This is a genomic window from Nostoc sp. ChiSLP03a, assembly GCF_034531215.2.
Classification (GTDB): domain Bacteria; phylum Cyanobacteriota; class Cyanobacteriia; order Cyanobacteriales; family Nostocaceae; genus Nostoc.
The window spans coordinates 1-19,538 of the sequence record NZ_JAVRBQ020000149.1 but is presented as its reverse complement, the minus strand read 5'-3'; the positions used below and the strand labels follow the sequence as shown (position 1 = coordinate 19,538).

Sequence of the window (19,538 nt, the reverse complement as noted above, 5' to 3'; positions counted from 1 at the left end):
GCTCGTGTCTTAGAATAATTAGGGCAAAAACAGTGGAGTAATTTATTTAATAATTTGGGATTAGAATCACCGAAGATTATTCATATCTGTGGTTTGGGAATTAAATTCAATATCTATTTAAAATTATTTAAAATATATAATTTAATATGTTATGTCCGACTCTAAATTTACTACCCCTGTTGTTCAAGAATTACTTGACTCAGAATTATCTGAGCGATCGCCTATTCCTTCTTTGCAGGAGAAGATTCTCAGAATCCGCAACAGTCTCCGCCCCGGACAGCAGCAAATGGCTGATTGGCAATCTGGGCCTTTGGCGATTTCAGCCGTTCCTGGTGCAGGCAAATCTACCGGAATGGCGGCGGCGGCGGCGATCGCGATCGCCCGTCAATATGAGCGTTCATCCTCCCGCCGTCAGTTGGTAGTCGTTACTTTTACTCGCTCTGCTGCTGCCAATATTAAAGCGAAGATTCGTAAATTTTTAAGAGATGATTTATCTCTACCTCAAACAGGATTTTTTGTCTATACCCTACACGGTCTAGCGTTGAACATTGCCAACCGCCATTCTGATTTGTCAGGTTTGCAGTTAGAAAATGTCATATTAATTACACCAACCCAAAGTCACCGCTTTATCAGAACTGCTGTAGAACAATGGATTGTAAATAATCCAAATGTATATTTGCGGTTATTGGAAGGTCATCAATTTGATGGAGAAGAAACAGAAAGGTTGCGTCGTCAATCAGTGCTGCGAACAGAAGTATTACCAGAATTGGCTAATACGGTAATTCATGAAGCAAAAAGTTCTGGAATATCGCCAGAATTGTTGCGGGAGTGGAGTAAGCAAACCACAGATGAATATGCAATTTTAAGTGTAGCGGCGGGATTGTACGAGCAATATCAAAACTTGATGCGATCGCGTGATTTTATCGATTACGACGATATGATTTTAGCCGCACTGCGCGTTTTAGAAAACGACAGTGCCCGTCACATCGAGCAAAACCAAATATTCGCCGTCTTTGAAGACGAAGCCCAAGATTCTAGCCCCCTACAGACGCAGTTGTTAGAAATTTTAGCGAGTAATAGCGAATATCAGCGAGAGAATTCCCCACTCTTAACTCCTAACTCTCCACTCCTAACTCCTAACTCTCTACTCATCACTCAGCACTCAGCACTCAATTTAGTCCGAGTTGGCGATCCTAACCAAGCGATTAACTCTACCTTTACTCCAGCCGATCCGATTTATTTTCGGCAATTTTGCGAAGAGTGCGATCGCATCGAACGATTGGCAACGATGGATCGAGCTGGTCGCAGTACTAGAATTATCATTGAAGCCGCTAACTTTGCCCTCAAATGGATCAATAATCAGTGGTTAGCAACAACCAAAACTAACAACAAACAACAGATTCCTGACAACCGACAAGTACCATTTCGCTTACAGACAATTCACCCTGTGGAAGTTGGCGATCCGCAAGCTAACGCCAACCCCGCACCCGTAGGACGAGGATTAGAACTTTATACCCCGCGTGATATTCATCACACCGTTGAATTGTTATCTCAAAGAGTAATTGAGTTATTTAGTGAAGATCCAACAAAAAATAGTGCCGCGATTTTAGTCCGAGAAAATCGTCAAGGACGATGGTTAGCAGAAGCTTTGACACCTCTGTGCAAAGAGCATAAAATTACACTTTACGATGTGGGAGAACGCGATCGCCGTTCCCATGTCCCCCAAGAGATTTTGGCATTATTGCAATTTTGCGATCGCCCCCACTCCCCCGATTACCTCAAAGCAGCCCTAGAAGCATTAGTACAGCGCCAATTAATTCCTACCCAAGACCTCAACGCCCTTGCTAGTCTGCCAGAAGAGTTTTTGTATCCTGGCCCCTTAGCAGCACCACAGCCAGAAACAGTACAAAAAGCTGCCCGCTTGTGTCGCAGCTTGCTCCGCGCTCGTTTGGAATTGCCTCTTTACCAGCTAATTTCCTTTCTTGCTTTGACTTTAAATTATGACCAAGCAGAATTGGCAACCGCTGATAAACTTGCAGAACGGGTAAACCAGCAGATAGCTGGCAATAGTTCGATGGGGGGAATGCTATCAGCTTTAAGTGAAATTGTTAGTTCCGAACGGTTTGAACCAGTGGAAACCGAGGATTCGGAAGAACGTTATACCCGTCGCGGTCAACTGACGATTATCACTATGCACAAAGCCAAAGGTCTAGATTGGGACTATGTATTTCTTCCCTTTCTCCACGAAAACTTGATTCCTGGCAGATTTTGGGTTCCTCCCCAAAGCCAATTTTTAGGCGACTTTACTTTATCAGAAGTAGCTCGTGCTCAAATTCGCGCTACTCTCCACGAAGAATCTATCATACCGGATGTTAGTCAAGCATGGGAGGTGGCAAAAAATTTGAAAACATCTGAAGAGTATCGTTTACTCTATGTGGCCATGACACGAGCAAAGCTGCTGTTGTGGATGTCTGCGGCGCAGAAAGCCCCTTTTACTTGGAGTAAACCAGACAATTTACAAGAACAAGCACCTTGTCCAGTGTTTCCAGCATTAAAACGCCAATTTCCTGAATGTGTGGTGAATTTAGCGGTAATGAGCAAATAAGTATCAGGAATGGGGCATTGGCCAAACAGGGCATGGAGAAGAGACAAGGTAAACAAGGGAGACAAGGGAGAGACTTGTTCAATAATTCCCCCTTGTCCCCCTTGTCCTCCCTGTCCCTCTTCCCCTCTTGCCCCTCTGCTTTCCTTTCCCCCACTCCTTAATAAGGAAACTGAATTGAGAGTGCAACGTCAAACAAATTATGATTGCAATTGCAATATTATCTGTTCAATTTTTAACAATCAATACATAGTATATGAAATCCATCATCCAAGCATCTGCCGTAATTAAGAATACCTTCCAGTCACCTAGAGGAATTTTCTTGACGCTAGTGTTGACAAGCTTGCTATCTTGTGGATTTGGACTTTTTGAAAACAATTATGCTGGGGCTATACCTCGCTCAGACGGCATTAAACTATCCCAATCGCAAGCAAAGGAGTTGCCGAAAGCGATCGCTAATAAAATTTTAGGAGATGCATCTTTCCGTTCCGGTGTACGTAAACGGGAATTAGAGATTACCCAAGTCACATCGAAAACCTTTGGTAATCCCTGTGAGTTCAAATTTGGAGAAGTTTGTACTAGGGAATACAACCCCATTGAAGGCTGGGAAGTAGTTGTCAAAGTCCGTCAAGATTCGTGGACTTACCATGTAGATAAATCTGGAAAGCAAAGAATTTTAGATCCGAAAGTGAGTACTTCACAAACATTGCCCAAGGCGATCGCAGATGCAATTTTGAGCGATGTCTCAAACCGTTCTGGGGTGGAAATTACTGATTTAAAAATTACTCAAACTACACCAAAAACCTTTGGAAATCTCTGTCAATTCAACTTTGGCGAAGTCTGCACCCAGCAGTACGACCCCGTAGAAGGTTGGGAAGTGATTGTCAAGGTTAAAGAGCAATCTTGGATTTATCATGTGAATAAATCCACTTCGCAAATAATTTTAGATCCCAAAGCCAACACCACTGAAAAAAGTTAAATAATCAATGGTTTTGGTTTTTTCCCATATCCTCATTCCGTGCTTTGACCATCACAGCACGGATATAGTCATTTTTTCTATCTAAGCTTCCGGGGTACTCCCGCCACAGTCACAAACTTGGGGGTGACGGGGGATAGGAGGGATGGCTGAGTGGGGTTCAATGCCCCCGAAGCCAGCAATTATTTTAGTTGTCGGGGCTGCTGTGTTTCTCAACGTAAGATTTAAGTTCTTCAAGGGTAACGCCTCCGCACGAAGCAACGAAGTATGCAGCTGTCCAAAATACTGGTTTGTTGTAAAACTGATTAACCAGTAAACTTTTGAAACCTTTCAGAATAGTATAAGTATTATTTATGTAAGTAGTACTATCTAGCACTTTACAGTACGTAAGTTTGATTAGCGATCACTCTTCTCTTAAAAACTTTTTGGTTTAATGTTTACAGGTTGTGCTACTAGTTCAAGCAGGAAAAATTTCGTCGCCAGTTTTATTACGAAAGTTAGGTTCAAGAATCGCCTGTTCAAGAATCGCCTGTTCAAGAATCGCCCCTTTAAGAATCGCCCCTTTAAGAATCGCCCCTTCAAGATTCGCCCCTTCAAGATTCGCCCCTTCAAGATTCGCCCCTTCAAGATTCGCCCCTTTAAGAATCGCCTCTTTAAGATTCGCCTCTTTAAGATTCGCCCCTTTAAGATTCGCCTCTTCAAGATCCGCCCTAAAAAGAATTGCCCCTTCAAGAATCGCCCCTTTAAGATTCGCCCATTCAAGAATCGCTAAATTAAGTTCCACATTTTTCAAATTCGTATGAGCTAAGTTTGCTCGGTATAAATCTTTTATGTCTAAAGTACACGTTTCAAGATTAAGAAAGCTGAGACAATCAAAAACAAGTATATTTTTAGGCCCAAATCGTTGACCTTGTAATCTTGATATCAAGCTTCCAAAAGCTTCATGAGAATGCCATACAATATCTGAAATTGTTTGTGTAACTCTTGCACAAGCATTTAAGAGAGCAATAATTGCTTCCTCAGCATTTCGTGACTGTCGCATTTCTTCATAGAAATTAGGTCTTTCTTTTAATCCTTCCATTGGCATTCCATTTGCCAACATAAATTCAATTAAACGGCATAATGTCTTTTGCCAATCAGCAATTTGTGAAGGATTTTGTACGTAAATTATTCTAATTTCGTCACAAATAAAACGAAACAGGTATTCATCCATCGCCGATGATCCACACAAAGTCGCCCAGTTAACCAATGCTGTTCGTTCGTCACATCCTTTACGGAAGTTTTGCTTACGTTCTTCTAAATCTTCATGAATTAATTGGAGTCCTTGCACAATCCGTTTGGCTGCTAGATACTCACCAAAACTTTTATGAGTAAATTCAAATGTTTTCTCACTTTGCCTGACTCCTCCACTCTCCCGGAAGTAAAATGCTGTTAACAAACGAGTAATACTGGCTTTAGAATCTTCATTAAAACTATCTTGAAAACGGTTTAAAATCTCTCGCATACCGCTGTTGTCACAATGGTTTTCAATTTCTCTAACGGTAGTAGTTCTACCGTCTCCGTGCCAACAAGCAAGAGCAATTTCTTCCAAAACACCAAGAAATTCGTCTTTTGTTATTCCCTCGATTAAACGATATCCATGCTTTTCATAACCACGTTCATAAACTGCATCTAATAAATCAGCATAGATTACGTTTAAGTTACTGTCTTCTGTAAACTTTATTTTACTTCGTTCAAAGCTCAAAGCCACCAAATAATTTAGCAAAGGTTGAGATGTAATTTCAAGTAAATTGTTTTTATCTAAATCTTTAGGTAATCCATTATATCTTCTTCCTTTCGCCTTACCATAATATTGCCACCATATCTGTCTTTGATCTTGCTTTAGCAGATTTTGCTTATCAACGTAATTACCATCCTTTGTTTCTTCTTGGATTAGATATGGCAGAATATGCAGAATTTGCTGTGGTTTTCTAAATTTGCTGTGATTGGCTTGTACAACTAATTCTCTTCCGGTAATTAAAACCTGCAAACAACGAGTTTTGTCATGATTAAATTCCCTTACTTTAATCCTAACTTCCTCCACAAACTCTTTAGCTGCCTGTTCAGCAATTTTACCCTGCATAGATAGCTCATCTAACCCATCAAAAATTATTAATAAGCGTGAATCACCGTTATTCAAATCTAAAGGATTATGAGATAAAAAACCATCAACCTGAACAAACTCTCCTACAGATTTTGTTATGTCGCCTTTAAGATTAAATAAGTGAAGTGGAATATAAAGAACTCGTATTAGCTCCATTTCCACTACTTGTGCAGCAAATATTTTTGCAAAAGAAGATTTTCCGCTACCAGGGCCACCACTAATCAAACGTATGGCATCATCAGGATTAGCTAGATGCAACCAACCTTCTAATTCATTTCTCAGAGGAATAACAATTCTTTCATAAGTTTTCCCATCATTGATGCTTGAATCTAATCTTTGTTTTGATGAATAATCGATTTCAAGCTCGTAATAACCTCGCAGAGGTACATAAACATCTTTTAGGCTAAAAGCCTCTAGAAACATGGGTTCTACAATTTTCTTTTGTAGCCAAGCCTGATAACGCAACCATCCTTGCTCTACTTTATTCGCTTGAGTAAATGGCGTATCTAGAACTTCTTTAATAACAGCATAATCTTGGTTATGTGTTATCCACTGAGTATTTAAAGCATTAACAAAGTAAGTAGGAAGACGATTACTAATACTCTTGGCTTCAATTTTTTTATCAGTGAAGGTTCCCAACCAATTACAAAAGCCATTTTTAGCTGATTTTACAATTGATAAATCTGTCGGACGTTTAAAAAAGTCGTCATCTATAACTAATTCCTCGCTCTTAAGAGTAGAATTAAGTTGCTTGTATAAATCTTTAAGATTATCTGGCTTCGTAACCAACAGTTCTTTATTTTCATCTAATAAATTCTGCATCGCCTGCATCAAGGAACGGATAATTAGCAACCCAGCTATTTCTCCTGGTTTGCTATCAAGTCCCAGAGAACTAAGAATTTCTACGCCATTTTCAGCTAAATCATCCCACTTGAGAAAAGCACCATTAATAGCAGCTTTGCTCAAAGACGTAATAAGTTCTTTCGGTTTTACATTTATCTGTTTCTGTAAGACTGATGTGGGTTTCTCAACTTTAATTCCTGTTTCGCCAGACATAGAGCAGTAAGTAAATATAGGTATAATTTGACAATAAGCAATTAATTTTTATACATTCTATCGTTTTTTCGGCGTGCGGAGGCGTAAGACAGCTATGCTATTACATCTCGGTTAAGAATTAAGCAGCACTGGCTCAATATCTAAAACCCAATTACCGAAACAGCCTTTCGCTTCTGCTCTGGCGTGATCTCTAGATAACGCTGCAACGTCCCCAGATCACTGTAACCAGATATTTCTTGAATAGTTCTTAAAGGTATCCCGGCGTTAGCCTATGAAGCAGAAAGTCTCTTTTGTGAATCTGAGATACTCCCGCTAGATTGCAAGCAATCTAGCGGCGAGAGTTGTCACAGGTGAAATTAATTCGATCTAGAGCGATCGCCGTTGGCTAAATCCTTTATTTAATTGCAGTTATAGCAATTTTAATAGTATATAATAATGGATCGTGTCGAATCAAAGCTAGACCATGCCTAAACTAAAGACTCGTAAAGCCGCGGCAAAACGATTCCGTGCCACTGGTAGCGGTAAAATCGTCCGTCGTAAAGCGTTCAAAAGCCACCTTTTAGAACACAAATCTTCTGACAAAAAACGTGGTATGCGTAAGAGTGCGCTTGTACACGAACGCGATGAACTTAATGTGCGCTTGATGCTCCCATATTTGTAAGTATTTTAGGAAATAAGTTATGACTCGGGTAAAACGCGGTAATGTAGCTCGCAAACGCCGCAATAAAATTCTCAAACTAGCTAAAGGTTTTCGCGGTTCCCATTCAACTTTGTTTAGAACTGCCAACCAACAAGTGATGAAGGCGCTACGGAGTGCCTACCGCGATCGCAAAAAGAAAAAGCGCGATTTTCGTCGCCTCTGGATTACTCGCATCAATGCTGCTTCCAGACAACACGGCTTGAGTTACAGCCAGTTTATTGGTAACTTGAAAAAAGCTGATATCCAATTAAATCGCAAGATGTTGGCGCAATTGGCAGTCCTCGATCCAGCTAGTTTCGGCAAAGTTGCACAATTGGCACTTCAAGCTAAAGGATAAAGGTGGTGAGGGATGTATAACAGATGTAACAGACGGCAAGCAATTACTCGGTTACATCTGGTATTATCCGCCACTATATTTTGGATTTTTTGCTTTTCTCTAGTGGGGACGGGATTAACTGCATCTGCTGCGGAAATGTCAGAAATTCAGCAGCGGGGCTATTTAAATGTTGCCGTGAAAGATAACTTGCGTCCCTTGGGATTTAAAGATGACAACGGGAATTTGCAAGGCTTAGAAATTGACTTAGCCAAGCGTTTAGCATCTGACTTGGTTGGTGGTAAAGCCGAAGCTGTAAAATTTCAATCTGTAGCGAATCGCGATCGCCTTTTTGTAGTCTTAGACAAGAAAGTTGATTTTGCGATCGCTAGAGTCACAGCAACCGAGTCACGCGCCCGCGTAGTTAGCTTCAGCGTTCCCTACTATTTTGATGGCACTGTATTAATTACAAAAGATGCATCTGTGCAGCAGTTGAACGATTTAGCAAAACAAAAAATTGCCGTACTTTACAACTCCAGCACCATTCCTCAAGTGCGATACTATCTACCAAACGCCGAGTTAGTAGGAGTAAATTCTTATCAAGAAGCGCGAGAGCAAATAGAAAATAATCTCGCAATAGCCTTTGCCGCAGATGCTAGTGTTCTAAGCGGCTGGGTACAGCAATATCCTCAATATCGGTTACTGCCAACTAAGTTATCAACTGAACCCTTATGTGTAGTCATGCCCAAGGGATTGCAGTACGATGAATTAAGACGAAATGTGAATCAAGCGATCGCTCGTTATTTAGAAAAAGGTTGGCTCCAGGAACGCTCTCAATATTGGGGTTTACCGTAAATTGGTCATTTGTTATTGGTCATTGGTCATTAGCGAATAACAAAGGACAAATGACAAATGACAAATAACAAACTTTATAATATTTCTATTTGCAGTAATGGATAACAGTCTAGCCGTTGTTTATCTCTCAATTTTGGTGGTAATACTCACACTTGCAGCCGTGGGTGTTTTTCGCCAGATTTTCAAAACTCGCAAGGTTGAAGGCTCTTTTGCCAAGTTGCGAAAGAAGTTAGAGAAAGAAAAGGGTACGACTCAAGAATATTATGAGTTAGCCAGTATTTATTCAGAAAAAAAAATGTATTCTCCAGCGATCGCGCTATTTCAAAAAGCTCTCAAAGCTGCTGAAGAAGAGGGAGAAGAAAATATCGCCCCTATCTACAACGGACTGGGCTATGTTTATTTTACCCAAGAGCAATATGATTTAGCAATTCGTCAGTACAAAGAAGCTCTTAAGTCTAAACCAGACTACGTGACAGGATTGAATAATCTCGGTCATGCATACGAGAAGAAGAAATTAAATACTCAGGCGTTACAAGCTTACGAAGAAGCACTTAAATTTGCTCCAAATAACTCTATTGCTAAACGTCGTGCTGAATCTTTACGTCGTTTGGTTTCTGCGTAAATAGGGGACTGGGGAAGGTGGGGCCCCCTCTGGGGATAAAGGGTAATGGGGATTGGGTATTAGAAAAGATTTCTTCCCAGTCCTTGCTCCCCAGTACCCAGTTCCCAATCCCTAACTATTAACAAATTAATTTCGCTTTAGCCTCTTAATTTATCGGTTTTCAATCTTAGGTTTGGAAATAGATAACTATAAGTCTTTTGTAAAAATGTAAAAGATGATTAAGCGGTTAAAGCGTTTTTTATGGCTAGCTATTGCCATCATTGTTGTCATTTCTATCTCAATCGGATTAATGGAAACATTGACGGCTCAACAGTCTTCGATTTTCCATCCTCTCACTTCACTAACTGAGGTAGAAATTAACACAGCTGTTTCGGTCATCCAAAGAGAAAAAAATTTGAGCGAAATGGCAGCTTTTCCTCTTATTGCTTTACAAGAACCAGATAAAGAAGAAGTTCTAAATTTTACACCTGGTAAAGTCTTTGGGCGAAAAGCTTTTTTGGTAATCTATGAACGTTCACAAAACAAAACCTTTGAAGGAATTGTCGATCTCAAAAGCAAAACCTTAAGTTCTTGGAAAGAAATACCGTCTGTTCAACCTGCGATCGCTAATTCAGAATATGAACTAGCAACTCAGGTAGTTAAAGCCGATCCCCGATGGCAAAAAGCAATGCAAAAGCGGGGAATTACCGATTTCGAGCGAGTTAAAATCAGTTGGTGGGCACCAGGAATTCTCAGCCAACAGGAAGAAGCAACAGGTAATCGTCTTTGTCGCGGCTTATCTTACTACAAAGGTAAAGGCTGGAACTATTACAGTAGTCCGATTGAAGGAGTTTTAGCAACAGTCAATTTAAATACGGGTCAAATTGCCAGTTTTGTTGATAGAGGAAATGTGCCTTTCTCTCAAGAAAACTGGGATTACGATCTCAAATCCTGGGGTAAATTACTGTCACCACTTAAAGCATTAAAAATACTCCAACCTAATGGTAGAAGTTTCCAGATCGAAGACAATGAAATTAGTTGGCAAGATTGGAAGTTTCGCTATTCAATGCATCCTCGTAATGGATTAATGCTTTACCAAGTGACGCACAAAGACGGGGAAAAGATTCGACCAGTTTTATACCGCGCTAGCCTTTCAGAAATGGTAGTACCTTATGGCGATCCTCAGCCTACTTGGTCATTTAGAAATGCCTTTGATGTTGGAGAATACAACTTAGGTTTACTAGCAAATACGATGGAATTAGGTAAAGAAATTCCGGAAAATGGCTTGTTGTTAAATGCTGTATTTGCTAATGAGCAGGGAGAACCTTATCAAATACCAGGGGTTATCGGTATCTACGAACGCGACAACGGAATGCTGTGGAAACATTATGAATATAATACTCAGCGTAATGATGTCCGTCGCAGTCGAGAATTAGTGATGAAGATGACGGTAGCCATTGATAACTATGATTACAGCATCAATTGGATCTTTCACCAAGATGGGACTTTAGAAGTCCAAAATGAATTAACGGGTATTGTATTGGCGCAGGGAACGGCTGCCCAAAAGCAATCTGATGATGATTCTTATGGTCGATTAATTGCTCAGAATATCTTTGGAGTAAATCATCAACACTTTTTCAATTATCGCTTAGATTTCGATGTCGATGGTCAGGTGAATTCTGTGATGGAAATGAATGTGAAAGCTTTGCCGATGGATGAGAAAAATCCTTTAGGAAATGCGATCGCACTTGCAGAAACCGCACTAGCCGAAGAAACGGCCGCTGTGCGCGATTTGAATATGAAAAGCAGTCGGGAATGGATGATTGTTAGTGCAGACAAAAAGAATGCTCTCGGTGCTGCACCTGGATATATGCTGATGCCTGAAGGAAACTCGATATTTTTCCCTGTGGAAGGTTCAAAAATCCGTCAACGGGCAGAATTTGCAACTCATCACCTCTGGGTAACAAAATATAAACCTGCTGAACTTTATGCTGGAGGCGATTATCCGAACCAAACGAAACCCGGACAAGGTTTACCGAAATATATTGCAGACAATGAGTCTTTGCTGGGTGAAGATATTGTACTGTGGTACACAATGGGCGTAACTCATATTCCGCGATCGGAAGATTGGCCTGTGATGCCTGTTCATCGAGTTGGCTTTAAGTTAGTCCCTAGAGGATTCTTTAGCCGTAATCCAGCGATAAATTTGCCTGAGTAAAATATTTGTTGGCTCAAGTTTCCTGCCTTCAGGTTTTTTGTTATGTCTAAAGGCGGTAACTTGAATGCTGATAAACTTATATAGTTCAAACACTGGCACTGCTTAAAATAGGATATCTAATGAACTTTCCAGAAATTAATATTCCCGGTGATGGAACACTGCACGCTCGTTTAATTACTTCCTTGGGTGAGATTGTAGTTCGTTTGGAAGAAGAGCGAACTCCCAACACTGTCAAAAATTTTGTCGGTCTAGCAACCGGAACAATCGACTGGAAAGACCCGAAAACAGGTCAATCTGGTAAGGGAACTCCAGCTTACGATGGCGTTCGCTTTCATCGGGTCATCCCTAATTTTATGATTCAGTGTGGCGATCCTCTGAGTCGTTATCTAGATACAGCCAACCGATGGGGTACTGGTGGCCCGGGATATCAATTTGAAGATGAGTTTCATCCTGAATTGAGACACACTCGTGCAGGTATCCTGTCGATGGCTAATGCCGGACGCGGTACTAATGGTTCGCAATGGTTTATTACAGAAGCACCAACACCTCACCTTGACAACAATCACAGTGTTTTTGGTGAAGTTGTCCAAGGTCTAGATGTAGTTAGCAAGATTGCGAATGTGCCTACAACTAGAGATCGTCCAAATCAAGAAGTGGTGTTAGAAAAAGTAGAAATTTTTCGGCAGTAATTAACACCTCGGTTTGTAGTAAGCACTTTAGTGCTTAGAAAATAAGGACTAAAGTCCTTACTACAAACTTGCTTATCCATCAAGATTTTGCAGCCCCATCGCAATCTTACTGTGTTTTTCAATTTGCCCCATCACTTGTTTTGCCCGTTGAATAACTACGGCTGGTAAACCCGCCAATCTTCCCGCTTCAATTCCATAAGACTTATCAGCACCTCCTGGTTGAACTTGGTGCAAAAAGATAATTTGGTCGGGTAATTCTTTCACCGTCACTTGATAGTTAGCCACATTCGGGATAATGCTAGCCAGTTCGTTTAACTCGTGATAATGCGTGGCAAAAATTGTGCGCGATCGAATATCCACTGCTATATATTCTGCCACCGCCCAAGCGATGGAAAGACCATCAAATGTTGCTGTGCCGCGACCAATTTCATCTAATAGTACCAGCGACCTAGATGTGGCATGATTGAGAATATTTGCAGTTTCATTCATCTCTACCATGAACGTAGATTGACCAGTTGCTAAATCATCTACTGCACCGACACGGGTAAAAATGCGATCGCATATTCCCAATCTGGCAAACCTCGCGGGTACAAAACTACCAATCTGCGCCATTAACTGAATCAATCCTACCTGACGCAAATAACAACTTTTACCACTGGCGTTTGGCCCGGTAAGAATAATTAAATCGGGATTGTCATTTGTCCTTTGTCCTACCCTGCGGGAAGCCGCTAGCGCGTCTATGTCATTGGTCATTTGTCCTTTGTCATTGGTCATTTGTCCTTGGTCATCTGCTAATGACTCTTGACCCAATTGCGTTGAATTCGGCACAAAGAAGCCCGCAGGTAAAGACTGTTCCACCACTGGATGACGACCATCAACAATGTTAAGCTCCCTCCCTGGCAATATTTCAGGACGACAGTAACCTTGATGTACCGCCAATTCAGCCAAACCACATAAGACATCCGCCGCCGCAACTGCACGAGATAAATTGCGAATTACTTCCGCCTCTTGTGCTACTTCTTCTCGCAATGCTGTAAAAATCTCATATTCCAACTGATTTAAATCTTCTCGCGCCGTCAAAATTCGGGCTTCTCGTTCCTTTAAATCTGGGGTGATGTAACGTTCCTCATTGGTCAAAGTTTGCTTGCGAATATAGTTAGCGGGTACTTGGTCGGCTTTGGTGCGAGAAATACTGATGTAATAACCAAAGGTTTTGTTAAATCCTACCTTGAGGGTGGAAATTCCTGTCTTAGCTCTCTCATCAACTTCCAAATTGGCAATCCATTGCTGGTCTGCTTCTACAGTCGCTTTTCTTTCATCCAACAAGGGATTAACACTGGGGCGAATTAATCCACCTTCTTTGATTAGTATGGGTGGCGACTCTACAAGATGCGCATGTAACTTTTGTGCTAATTCTTCCAACACACTTGGGACTTTCTGCAAAGCTTTGAGAAAGGGAGAACGCGTCTCAACTACTAAGTTGGATAATTCCGGTAAACGTGAGAGGGAATCTGCCAAAGCTACTAAATCTCTAGCATTAGCTGTACCAGAACCCGCCCTTCCTGTGAGGCGTTCTAGATCGTAAATTTGCTTTAACAAATGCCGTAAATCTTGACGCAGGGGCGTATTTTCCATCAATTCTTGGATGGTATCTTGTCGTGCCCGAATGCCTTTAATATCGAGTAGGGGTTGCAACAACCACCGCCGCAGAGCACGCCCACCCATTGCTGTACTCGTTTTATCTAACGCCCAAAGTAGGGAACCGTGAAAAGTTCCATCCCGGACGGTTTGGGTAATTTCTAGGTTACGGCGGGTTTGATTGTCAACAATTAGGTAGTCGGTGACAGTGTAGCTGCGGAGTCTTTGAAGGGTGACAGGGTTTTCTTTTTGGGTATCTTCCAGGTATTCCAGAAGACCACCAGCCGCACGAACGGCGAGGGGAAGACGATCGCAACCGAGTCCTTCGAGCGATCGCACCTTAAATTTCTGCAATAATCTCGGTTTAGCTTCTCCTTGAGAAAAGGGAAGTTGCGATCGCAAACTATAGCAAAATGAGGGTGGCAAACACTCAGGTAGATGTGGCGAAGTTTCTCCCGGACGCAGCAAACTACCCAAATCGGGCGCATTTGTCGGTACTAACACCTCTGAAGGTTGCAAGCGCATTAATTCTTGGGTCAAATGTTCTAAATCGCTACCTTGAGTGGTAAGAAATTCACCTGTAGAGATGTCTGCATAAGCTAAACCCCAATGATTTGCGGCAATTACTACTGCTGCTAAGTAATTATTGCGACTGGATTTGAGCATTCCTTCTTCTAGCAAAGTGCCAGGTGTCAGAATGCGCGTTACTTCCCGCCGCACCAATCTCCCAGCAGCTTCAGAAGCATCTTCCACTTGGTCGCAAATTACTACTGCATAGCCTTTTTCTACTAACATCGTCGCGTAGCGTTCCCAAGCGTGATGCGGAACACCAGACATCGCCACCCGTCCTTGTTCGCCAGCTTGCTTACTAGTGAGAACTAATTCTAATTCTTGCGCTATTTTTACTGCATCTTGGAAATAGCATTCAAAGAAATCTCCTACCCGATACAGCAATACCGCGTGAGGATATTTATCCTTCGTCTCGACATAATGCAAGTACATTTGACTTAGCTTACTGCGATCCACCTGTAGATGGTCAGAAATAAAAGTACTTGCATCGGGCTTGGTAGATGGAGTTTCGGAGTGAGAGGCGGTCATAGATGCTATCGAGTTATGCACGGAAATTCCCCAAGATCCGATGATAACGTGATGTGAAAGTTGAATAGCGATCGCTCAAGGATATTTTACCTTCACAGCAAATTGCAAGTTAATCAAGTCCAAAAATACCCCTCCCTAACCCTCCTTGATGTATTGGCTACGGTGTACACACAAGCCAAAATAGCTGATTAACTAGGTTTACGCACCTTAGAATTCAAGTTACTACAAATTGATTGTTGTTTTCTTATGATGTTTGCGTTTTAGTAATGCTGCCGCCCCCCAAACACTAATTGCCAGTGTACCCAATGCTGCCGAAGGTTCGGGGACAGAGACCACCTCAGATTCAAATGTAAATTTTGTTACTAAACCTATTGTGTCTAGCCCATCAGCATTAGCAAAGTTAGGATAAAAACTCCATTGACGCGATACGGAATCGGAATCTCCATTACTAATACTGATATTTTCTTGGGCATCAAACTGAACAGGCAGAAATATCATATCAGCTCCAACAAAATTTTTCACATCAAGTAATAAGTTACCTTTAGTTGGATCGTATAAAAATGGATTTTGTAAATTGATAACAATATCAAACTTTTTCGGGCCAAATACCGAACCTTCATCGGCACTGGAGAGTGATAAAGCTCCACTGAACACTGTAATGTTGTCTACCCCAACATTATCTGCAAAGGTTTTGCTCAAGTTATCAGGTGCGCTCTTTGTCGTAGAAAGGTTAATTAGGATACTAGAAACTGTCGATGAGAAAGCATTGCTAATGCCGAAATCGCTATCAGGACGAAAGGCAATTTGGCTAATTAGTTGAGGTTCAGATAGGGATGCAAATTCTGAAGCGCCAAAAACTTGCTGATACCGACCCTGAAAGTTTCCGATGAATGGCCAACTGTTGTTGCTATTACCCTCTGTAGCTTCTACTTCATTAGGAACAATAATTGCGGCCTGTGACACTCCTCCTGCGACTAAGGCAACAATTGCAGAGCTGGCAACAGCCATTGAGATTTTTTTGATCGCAGTTGCAACCATAATACTCCTCCTTACTTTACTATTTAGGACACATATAGCATTTTTCAGTCTAGTAAGGTACAGTAGCAACAATGGCTAAACCAATTATGAATATCATTGTACTTAATTAGACTGGGAAACATTATACAACTAATGACCCGAACTTGATATAGTTTCTAACTATTAATGCTTGATCGAATTAATTTTGATACAATGCAAAATTCCCAACTTCTTCATGAAGTCGGGAATCTGAACAACTAAATTCAAACAAAATTATTTCATATTCTAAATTAGCAACCCCAAATTAAAGATGGTAGATGACATCCTCACCGACAAGGGAGGCGCGGTGATTCTGGAGTGATAAGTAATGAGTAATGAGTAATGAGTAATGAGTAATGAGTAAATACCCATTTTTTCATCCACTCATTACTCCAAAATCATTACTTTAAAGCATTGCCTGAAGCACGGGGTTTCAAACCCATTTTTCTGATGACTGATACCAATTTGAAAAATGATTGCAACAGATGGAAAACTGAAACACTTATCAATGGAGATTTCACAATCCAAAATCTAAAATCGTTCGACTGAGCGTAGCCGAAGTCTAAAATCCAAAATGGTATGAGGTTGCAAGTCAAAAAATATTACTCCTCTTCCTCTTCTTCGTCTTCTTCTCCAAACACTGCGTCTATGAGTTCTTGTGCGCGTTCGTCTGAAATATTTAAGGCTTCTTGAAGTTCAGAGATATAATCTTGTTCGTTTTCGGGTACTTCTTCGTCAATCCCTACTACTAAGATAGCTGTGATGTATGCAGCTTCGCGATAATTTCTATTGGGTAAGGATTCGATAGACTGGGCGATTAAATCTTCTGGTTCTTCTTCTTCAATCAAGCTGACGACTTTTTCGGTCAATTCTTCAAAGTCTTCTTCAGAGTAATCTTCAAATAAGTCAACCCGACTGAGAAATTCACTCAAAGCATATTCTTCTTTGGAAGAAATACCTTCACCATCAGCCGCAGCAGAAAACAACCCAAGAATTGCGATCGCCACTTCTGGTTCTAGAGCAACTGAACTAACACTACAGCCTTTGGGCAACTTGCGTTTAGACATAATTATCCTCTAAAAGTTACGTGATATTTCAGGAAGTCATATTTTGCGGTTTATCATGCTTCCTCGATTTATGATTCCCAAAAGAATGCAAAAATATACATTGGGATGAATCTTTTTTTCATAAAAAATACGCAGAGAGTATATTCATCTGCGTATAAAAACGGCTAATTTTCCTGAAGCGATGAGATTTTTAGTACTTGTGTATGCTAAGTAAATTAAAGGGATATGGTGTACACACAAGTCTGAAATAGCTGAAAAACCCAAGTTTTTACCCTACCCTAACCCTCACGCCACTTGCTCCACTTGGGGAAACCCCAAGACCACAATGGCTCCCCGATGTATTGGCTACGGTGTACACACATCTCTAAAAATTTTACCCACCCAATATTTCTATTCAAGTGAAAGTTCCACACTGAGCAAATATCCCGCCCGGAACTTTAGTTCAGGGCTGATAAGCGAAAGTCTTCTTTTAGAGGACTAAACTAAATTTCTTGTTTAGTCTGTTTTAGAAGACTTTCGTTATGAGACTCGAAATTTATTCCGAGGCGGGATAGATACACTGCACCAACACTTGTGTATACACCGTAGCCTTATAAAGGGGGTAATTCGACTTGTGCGTTCGCAATTGTTGATTTGGAGTTCGCAATTGCTGATTTGGAGTTCGCAATTGTTGATTTGGAGTTCGCAATTGTTAATTTGGAGTTCGCAATTGTTGATTTGGCGAACGCAATTGTTGATTTGGAGTTCGCAATTGTTGATTTGGCGAAGGTAATTGCTGATTGCACTTATTCTCAAACAACAAATAGATATGGAAATGAGTAAAAATACAGACAAACTAGTAATTATTTCGTTGAAGTTTTAATGAAATCAATCCACAAAACTACCCATTTCAGGCAAAAGGATACTCCACTATGTTGAAAAAGTAATTATTAAAAAAAAGGATATCTCATGTCTTTAAGAACTCGTAGTTCTGCTGCTGTTGACAAAGCCCAACTTCGTCTCGCCTTGCTTAAATCCGTTGATGAAAATCTGGATTTAGGACATGGATTAAACATTGAAGCCTACAACCACCTCATCAATACTACCCGTGCAACCTTAGAAGCTCATAACAAGCTTGTATCCAATCTTGAAGAATCGCGTAAAACAATAATCCAGATGGATAAAGCCCTCTCCGAAATGTCTGAACGAATGCTAAGTGGAGTTGCAACTATCTACGGCAGAAACAGTATAGAGTATTCCAAAGCTGGCGGCTCTAATGGAAAAAGAAATAAAAAATCTATTTCAAAAGTTGCTCCAGTTGTAGCGGTTCTTTCCCCTGAACCGGCTCAAGCTGCAATTGCGAATGCGTCAACTAACGGTAAAAGCACAACTCCTTTGCTGCAATAATTCACTTTTTGCATAAATCTAGTGCGTTGTCAAGCATAAATTCGTGTATTAAAGTGGGGTTGACATAAGGAAACCCAACATGGATCGTGTTGTTGGGTTTTGCAAAGCCTCAACCCAACCTACTTTTAATTCATCTGAATTTTATAGTAGCGATGTCTACGACAGGCTACGCCTACGCCCTTGTCGAAGAATCTGCAATATCCTTTATTTAAGCCACTCCATATCCTGTGTACGGACGTTTATAAGGTGGCTGTAAACCCAACACAATATCGTCTTTTGGTACTCCCATTTCCAGAAGTTCTTGTGCTAAATCTATATCTGTCATATTATGCTGAATCCAGATTTTGTCATTTTTAATATCAAAATGAATGACACTGTGATAAATGCGACTTAAACCATTCCAACCTACACGCATCAACTGATAATGGTCGTGTACTGGATCAAATATTAATTCACTTTCAATCTCTTCACGCTGAGGTTTATACTCAGCGTGTTTAGTTAAAATAGTTTGGATATATTGGCGATATTGCTCTAGTTTGTCCATTCCACAATCATCTCCATAATTGGTTCATATATTATTAGTTTTAATTGATGTCGCCGCACCGCGATTTGAGCAAGTCTGGTCTGGAAAAATGTTTCATAAGCATCAACTGGAACAGCCAAATATAATTGACGTTCTGGTTCTTTTTCTTCGAGTGCAATTTGATAGTTCAGGAATTGTCCCAAAGCCGTATGGAAGTCGCTAACAGCAGAGTTACTCGCAAAACTTTTAATTTCCACGGCTATTTTTTCTCCTGCTCGTTCTGCTGCTATCAGCCTTTCTGCACCCAAATCTATTTTAAACGTCACTTCCTCAAATTCTATTTTTAGAGGATCATCGGTAACTATCCAATTTTCTTTCTGGAGTGCATTTTTTACCGCTTCATGAAATAAATCTCTAGCTGACATCAGTAAACAACTTTGTTCGTATTCTTAATATAACTGCCCGTATATTTTACCTAGTAACCCAAGTTGCGGGTTATCAAGCTGTGGGTACTTTGCACTTGAATAGTCGTGCGCTCGTTCAGGACGAAGTGGCGGTTGCACGTCGCGCAACCGCCACCTCAATTAACTCAAAAATACAAATACTGAATTAGATTA

16 protein-coding genes are annotated in these 19,538 nt (G+C 40.8%); 9 read left to right on the top strand and 7 right to left on the bottom strand.

The features are described 5' to 3' along the window. Window positions 1-151: 151 nt before the first annotated feature. Window positions 152-2,605: an ATP-dependent helicase gene (locus RMY32_RS25285; RefSeq protein ID WP_322710958.1), complete on the top strand. Its 2,454-nt coding sequence runs from the start codon at window positions 152-154 to the stop codon at window positions 2,603-2,605. Between the two features lie 253 nt (window positions 2,606-2,858). Then, complete coding sequence (locus tag RMY32_RS25280) at window positions 2,859-3,581, top strand: hypothetical protein (RefSeq protein WP_322710957.1); 723 nt, start codon at window positions 2,859-2,861, stop codon at window positions 3,579-3,581. A gap of 184 nt (window positions 3,582-3,765) precedes the next feature. Here RMY32_RS25280 and RMY32_RS25275 read toward each other — a convergent pair whose 3' ends face one another. Together RMY32_RS25275 and RMY32_RS25270 are read right to left on the bottom strand one after the other, a co-directional pair. After that, entirely contained in the window at window positions 3,766-3,933 is a 168-nt protein-coding gene (locus tag RMY32_RS25275) for a transposase (protein WP_322711003.1), read from the bottom strand. 102 nt (window positions 3,934-4,035) lie between these two features. Continuing rightward, complete coding sequence (locus RMY32_RS25270; protein WP_322710956.1) at window positions 4,036-6,777, bottom strand: pentapeptide repeat-containing protein; 2,742 nt, start codon at window positions 6,775-6,777, stop codon at window positions 4,036-4,038. A 463-nt stretch (window positions 6,778-7,240) separates the two neighbouring features. Here RMY32_RS25270 and rpmI point away from each other — a divergent pair, with 463 nt between their 5' ends. The 6 genes from rpmI (at window position 7,241) to RMY32_RS25240 (ending at window position 12,153) form a co-directional block, all read left to right on the top strand. Then, entirely contained in the window at window positions 7,241-7,438 is a 198-nt protein-coding gene (rpmI, locus tag RMY32_RS25265; RefSeq protein ID WP_094350284.1) for a 50S ribosomal protein L35, read from the top strand. 19 nt (window positions 7,439-7,457) lie between these two features. Then, window positions 7,458-7,814: a 50S ribosomal protein L20 gene (rplT, locus tag RMY32_RS25260; protein ID WP_322710955.1), complete on the top strand. Its 357-nt coding sequence runs from the start codon at window positions 7,458-7,460 to the stop codon at window positions 7,812-7,814. 12 nt (window positions 7,815-7,826) lie between these two features. After that, window positions 7,827-8,645 (top strand): transporter substrate-binding domain-containing protein, encoded by an 819-nt coding sequence (locus tag RMY32_RS25255; protein ID WP_322710954.1) that lies wholly within the window; start codon window positions 7,827-7,829, stop codon window positions 8,643-8,645. Window positions 8,646-8,742: 97 nt separating this feature from the next. After that, window positions 8,743-9,267, top strand: coding sequence for a tetratricopeptide repeat protein (locus RMY32_RS25250; protein ID WP_322710953.1), 525 nt, complete (start codon window positions 8,743-8,745; stop codon window positions 9,265-9,267). 214 nt (window positions 9,268-9,481) lie between these two features. Further along, on the top strand, window positions 9,482-11,464 hold the full coding sequence (locus RMY32_RS25245) for a primary-amine oxidase (RefSeq protein WP_322710952.1): 1,983 nt from the start codon (window positions 9,482-9,484) through the stop codon (window positions 11,462-11,464). A gap of 119 nt (window positions 11,465-11,583) precedes the next feature. After that, the gene (locus RMY32_RS25240) at window positions 11,584-12,153 is read left to right on the top strand and encodes a peptidylprolyl isomerase (RefSeq protein WP_322710950.1); all 570 of its coding nucleotides are present in this window, start codon (window positions 11,584-11,586) and stop codon (window positions 12,151-12,153) included. A gap of 72 nt (window positions 12,154-12,225) precedes the next feature. Here the strand turns inward: RMY32_RS25240 and mutS are convergent, their stop codons facing one another. The 3 genes from mutS to RMY32_RS25225 all read right to left on the bottom strand — a co-directional run bounded on the left by mutS (window position 12,226) and on the right by RMY32_RS25225 (window position 17,012). Then, window positions 12,226-14,889: a DNA mismatch repair protein MutS gene (gene mutS, locus RMY32_RS25235; RefSeq protein WP_322711002.1), complete on the bottom strand. Its 2,664-nt coding sequence runs from the start codon at window positions 14,887-14,889 to the stop codon at window positions 12,226-12,228. 222 nt (window positions 14,890-15,111) lie between these two features. Then, entirely contained in the window at window positions 15,112-15,927 is an 816-nt protein-coding gene (locus RMY32_RS25230; protein ID WP_322710949.1) for a hypothetical protein, read from the bottom strand. A gap of 620 nt (window positions 15,928-16,547) precedes the next feature. Further along, entirely contained in the window at window positions 16,548-17,012 is a 465-nt protein-coding gene (locus tag RMY32_RS25225) for a tellurite resistance TerB family protein (protein WP_322710948.1), read from the bottom strand. 948 nt (window positions 17,013-17,960) lie between these two features. Between RMY32_RS25225 and RMY32_RS25220 the strand changes: the two genes are divergently transcribed. Further along, window positions 17,961-18,398, top strand: coding sequence for a hypothetical protein (locus tag RMY32_RS25220; RefSeq protein WP_322710947.1), 438 nt, complete (start codon window positions 17,961-17,963; stop codon window positions 18,396-18,398). Between the two features lie 208 nt (window positions 18,399-18,606). Here the strand turns inward: RMY32_RS25220 and RMY32_RS25215 are convergent, their stop codons facing one another. Both RMY32_RS25215 and RMY32_RS25210 read right to left on the bottom strand, forming a co-directional pair. Then, window positions 18,607-18,942 carry a XisI protein gene (locus RMY32_RS25215; RefSeq protein ID WP_322710946.1) on the bottom strand — a complete coding sequence of 112 codons (336 nt, stop codon included), beginning with the start codon at window positions 18,940-18,942 and terminating at the stop codon, window positions 18,607-18,609. Beyond that, complete coding sequence (locus tag RMY32_RS25210) at window positions 18,930-19,346, bottom strand: XisH family protein (RefSeq protein WP_322710945.1); 417 nt, start codon at window positions 19,344-19,346, stop codon at window positions 18,930-18,932. Before RMY32_RS25210 ends, RMY32_RS25215 begins: the two co-directional genes overlap by 13 nt. Window positions 19,347-19,538: the final 192 nt, after the last annotated feature.

Excerpts from the sequence above, each read along its gene's own strand:
- RMY32_RS25225 (WP_322710948.1), bottom strand. The coding sequence starts at position 17,012 with ATGTCTAAACGCAAGTTGCCCAAAGGCTGTAGTGTTAGTTCAGTTGCT.
- rpmI (WP_094350284.1), top strand. The coding sequence starts at position 7,241 with ATGCCTAAACTAAAGACTCGTAAAGCCGCGGCAAAACGATTCCGTGCC.
- RMY32_RS25240 (WP_322710950.1), top strand. The coding sequence starts at position 11,584 with ATGAACTTTCCAGAAATTAATATTCCCGGTGATGGAACACTGCACGCT.
- RMY32_RS25270 (WP_322710956.1), bottom strand. The coding sequence starts at position 6,777 with ATGTCTGGCGAAACAGGAATTAAAGTTGAGAAACCCACATCAGTCTTA.
- mutS (WP_322711002.1), bottom strand. The coding sequence starts at position 14,889 with ATGACCGCCTCTCACTCCGAAACTCCATCTACCAAGCCCGATGCAAGT.
- RMY32_RS25220 (WP_322710947.1), top strand. The coding sequence starts at position 17,961 with ATGTCTTTAAGAACTCGTAGTTCTGCTGCTGTTGACAAAGCCCAACTT.
- RMY32_RS25245 (WP_322710952.1), top strand. The coding sequence starts at position 9,482 with ATGATTAAGCGGTTAAAGCGTTTTTTATGGCTAGCTATTGCCATCATT.
- RMY32_RS25250 (WP_322710953.1), top strand. The coding sequence starts at position 8,743 with ATGGATAACAGTCTAGCCGTTGTTTATCTCTCAATTTTGGTGGTAATA.
- RMY32_RS25210 (WP_322710945.1), bottom strand. The coding sequence starts at position 19,346 with ATGTCAGCTAGAGATTTATTTCATGAAGCGGTAAAAAATGCACTCCAG.
- RMY32_RS25215 (WP_322710946.1), bottom strand. The coding sequence starts at position 18,942 with ATGGACAAACTAGAGCAATATCGCCAATATATCCAAACTATTTTAACT.
- RMY32_RS25255 (WP_322710954.1), top strand. The coding sequence starts at position 7,827 with ATGTATAACAGATGTAACAGACGGCAAGCAATTACTCGGTTACATCTG.
- RMY32_RS25285 (WP_322710958.1), top strand. The coding sequence starts at position 152 with ATGTCCGACTCTAAATTTACTACCCCTGTTGTTCAAGAATTACTTGAC.
- RMY32_RS25230 (WP_322710949.1), bottom strand. The coding sequence starts at position 15,927 with ATGGTTGCAACTGCGATCAAAAAAATCTCAATGGCTGTTGCCAGCTCT.
- RMY32_RS25280 (WP_322710957.1), top strand. The coding sequence starts at position 2,859 with ATGAAATCCATCATCCAAGCATCTGCCGTAATTAAGAATACCTTCCAG.
- rplT (WP_322710955.1), top strand. The coding sequence starts at position 7,458 with ATGACTCGGGTAAAACGCGGTAATGTAGCTCGCAAACGCCGCAATAAA.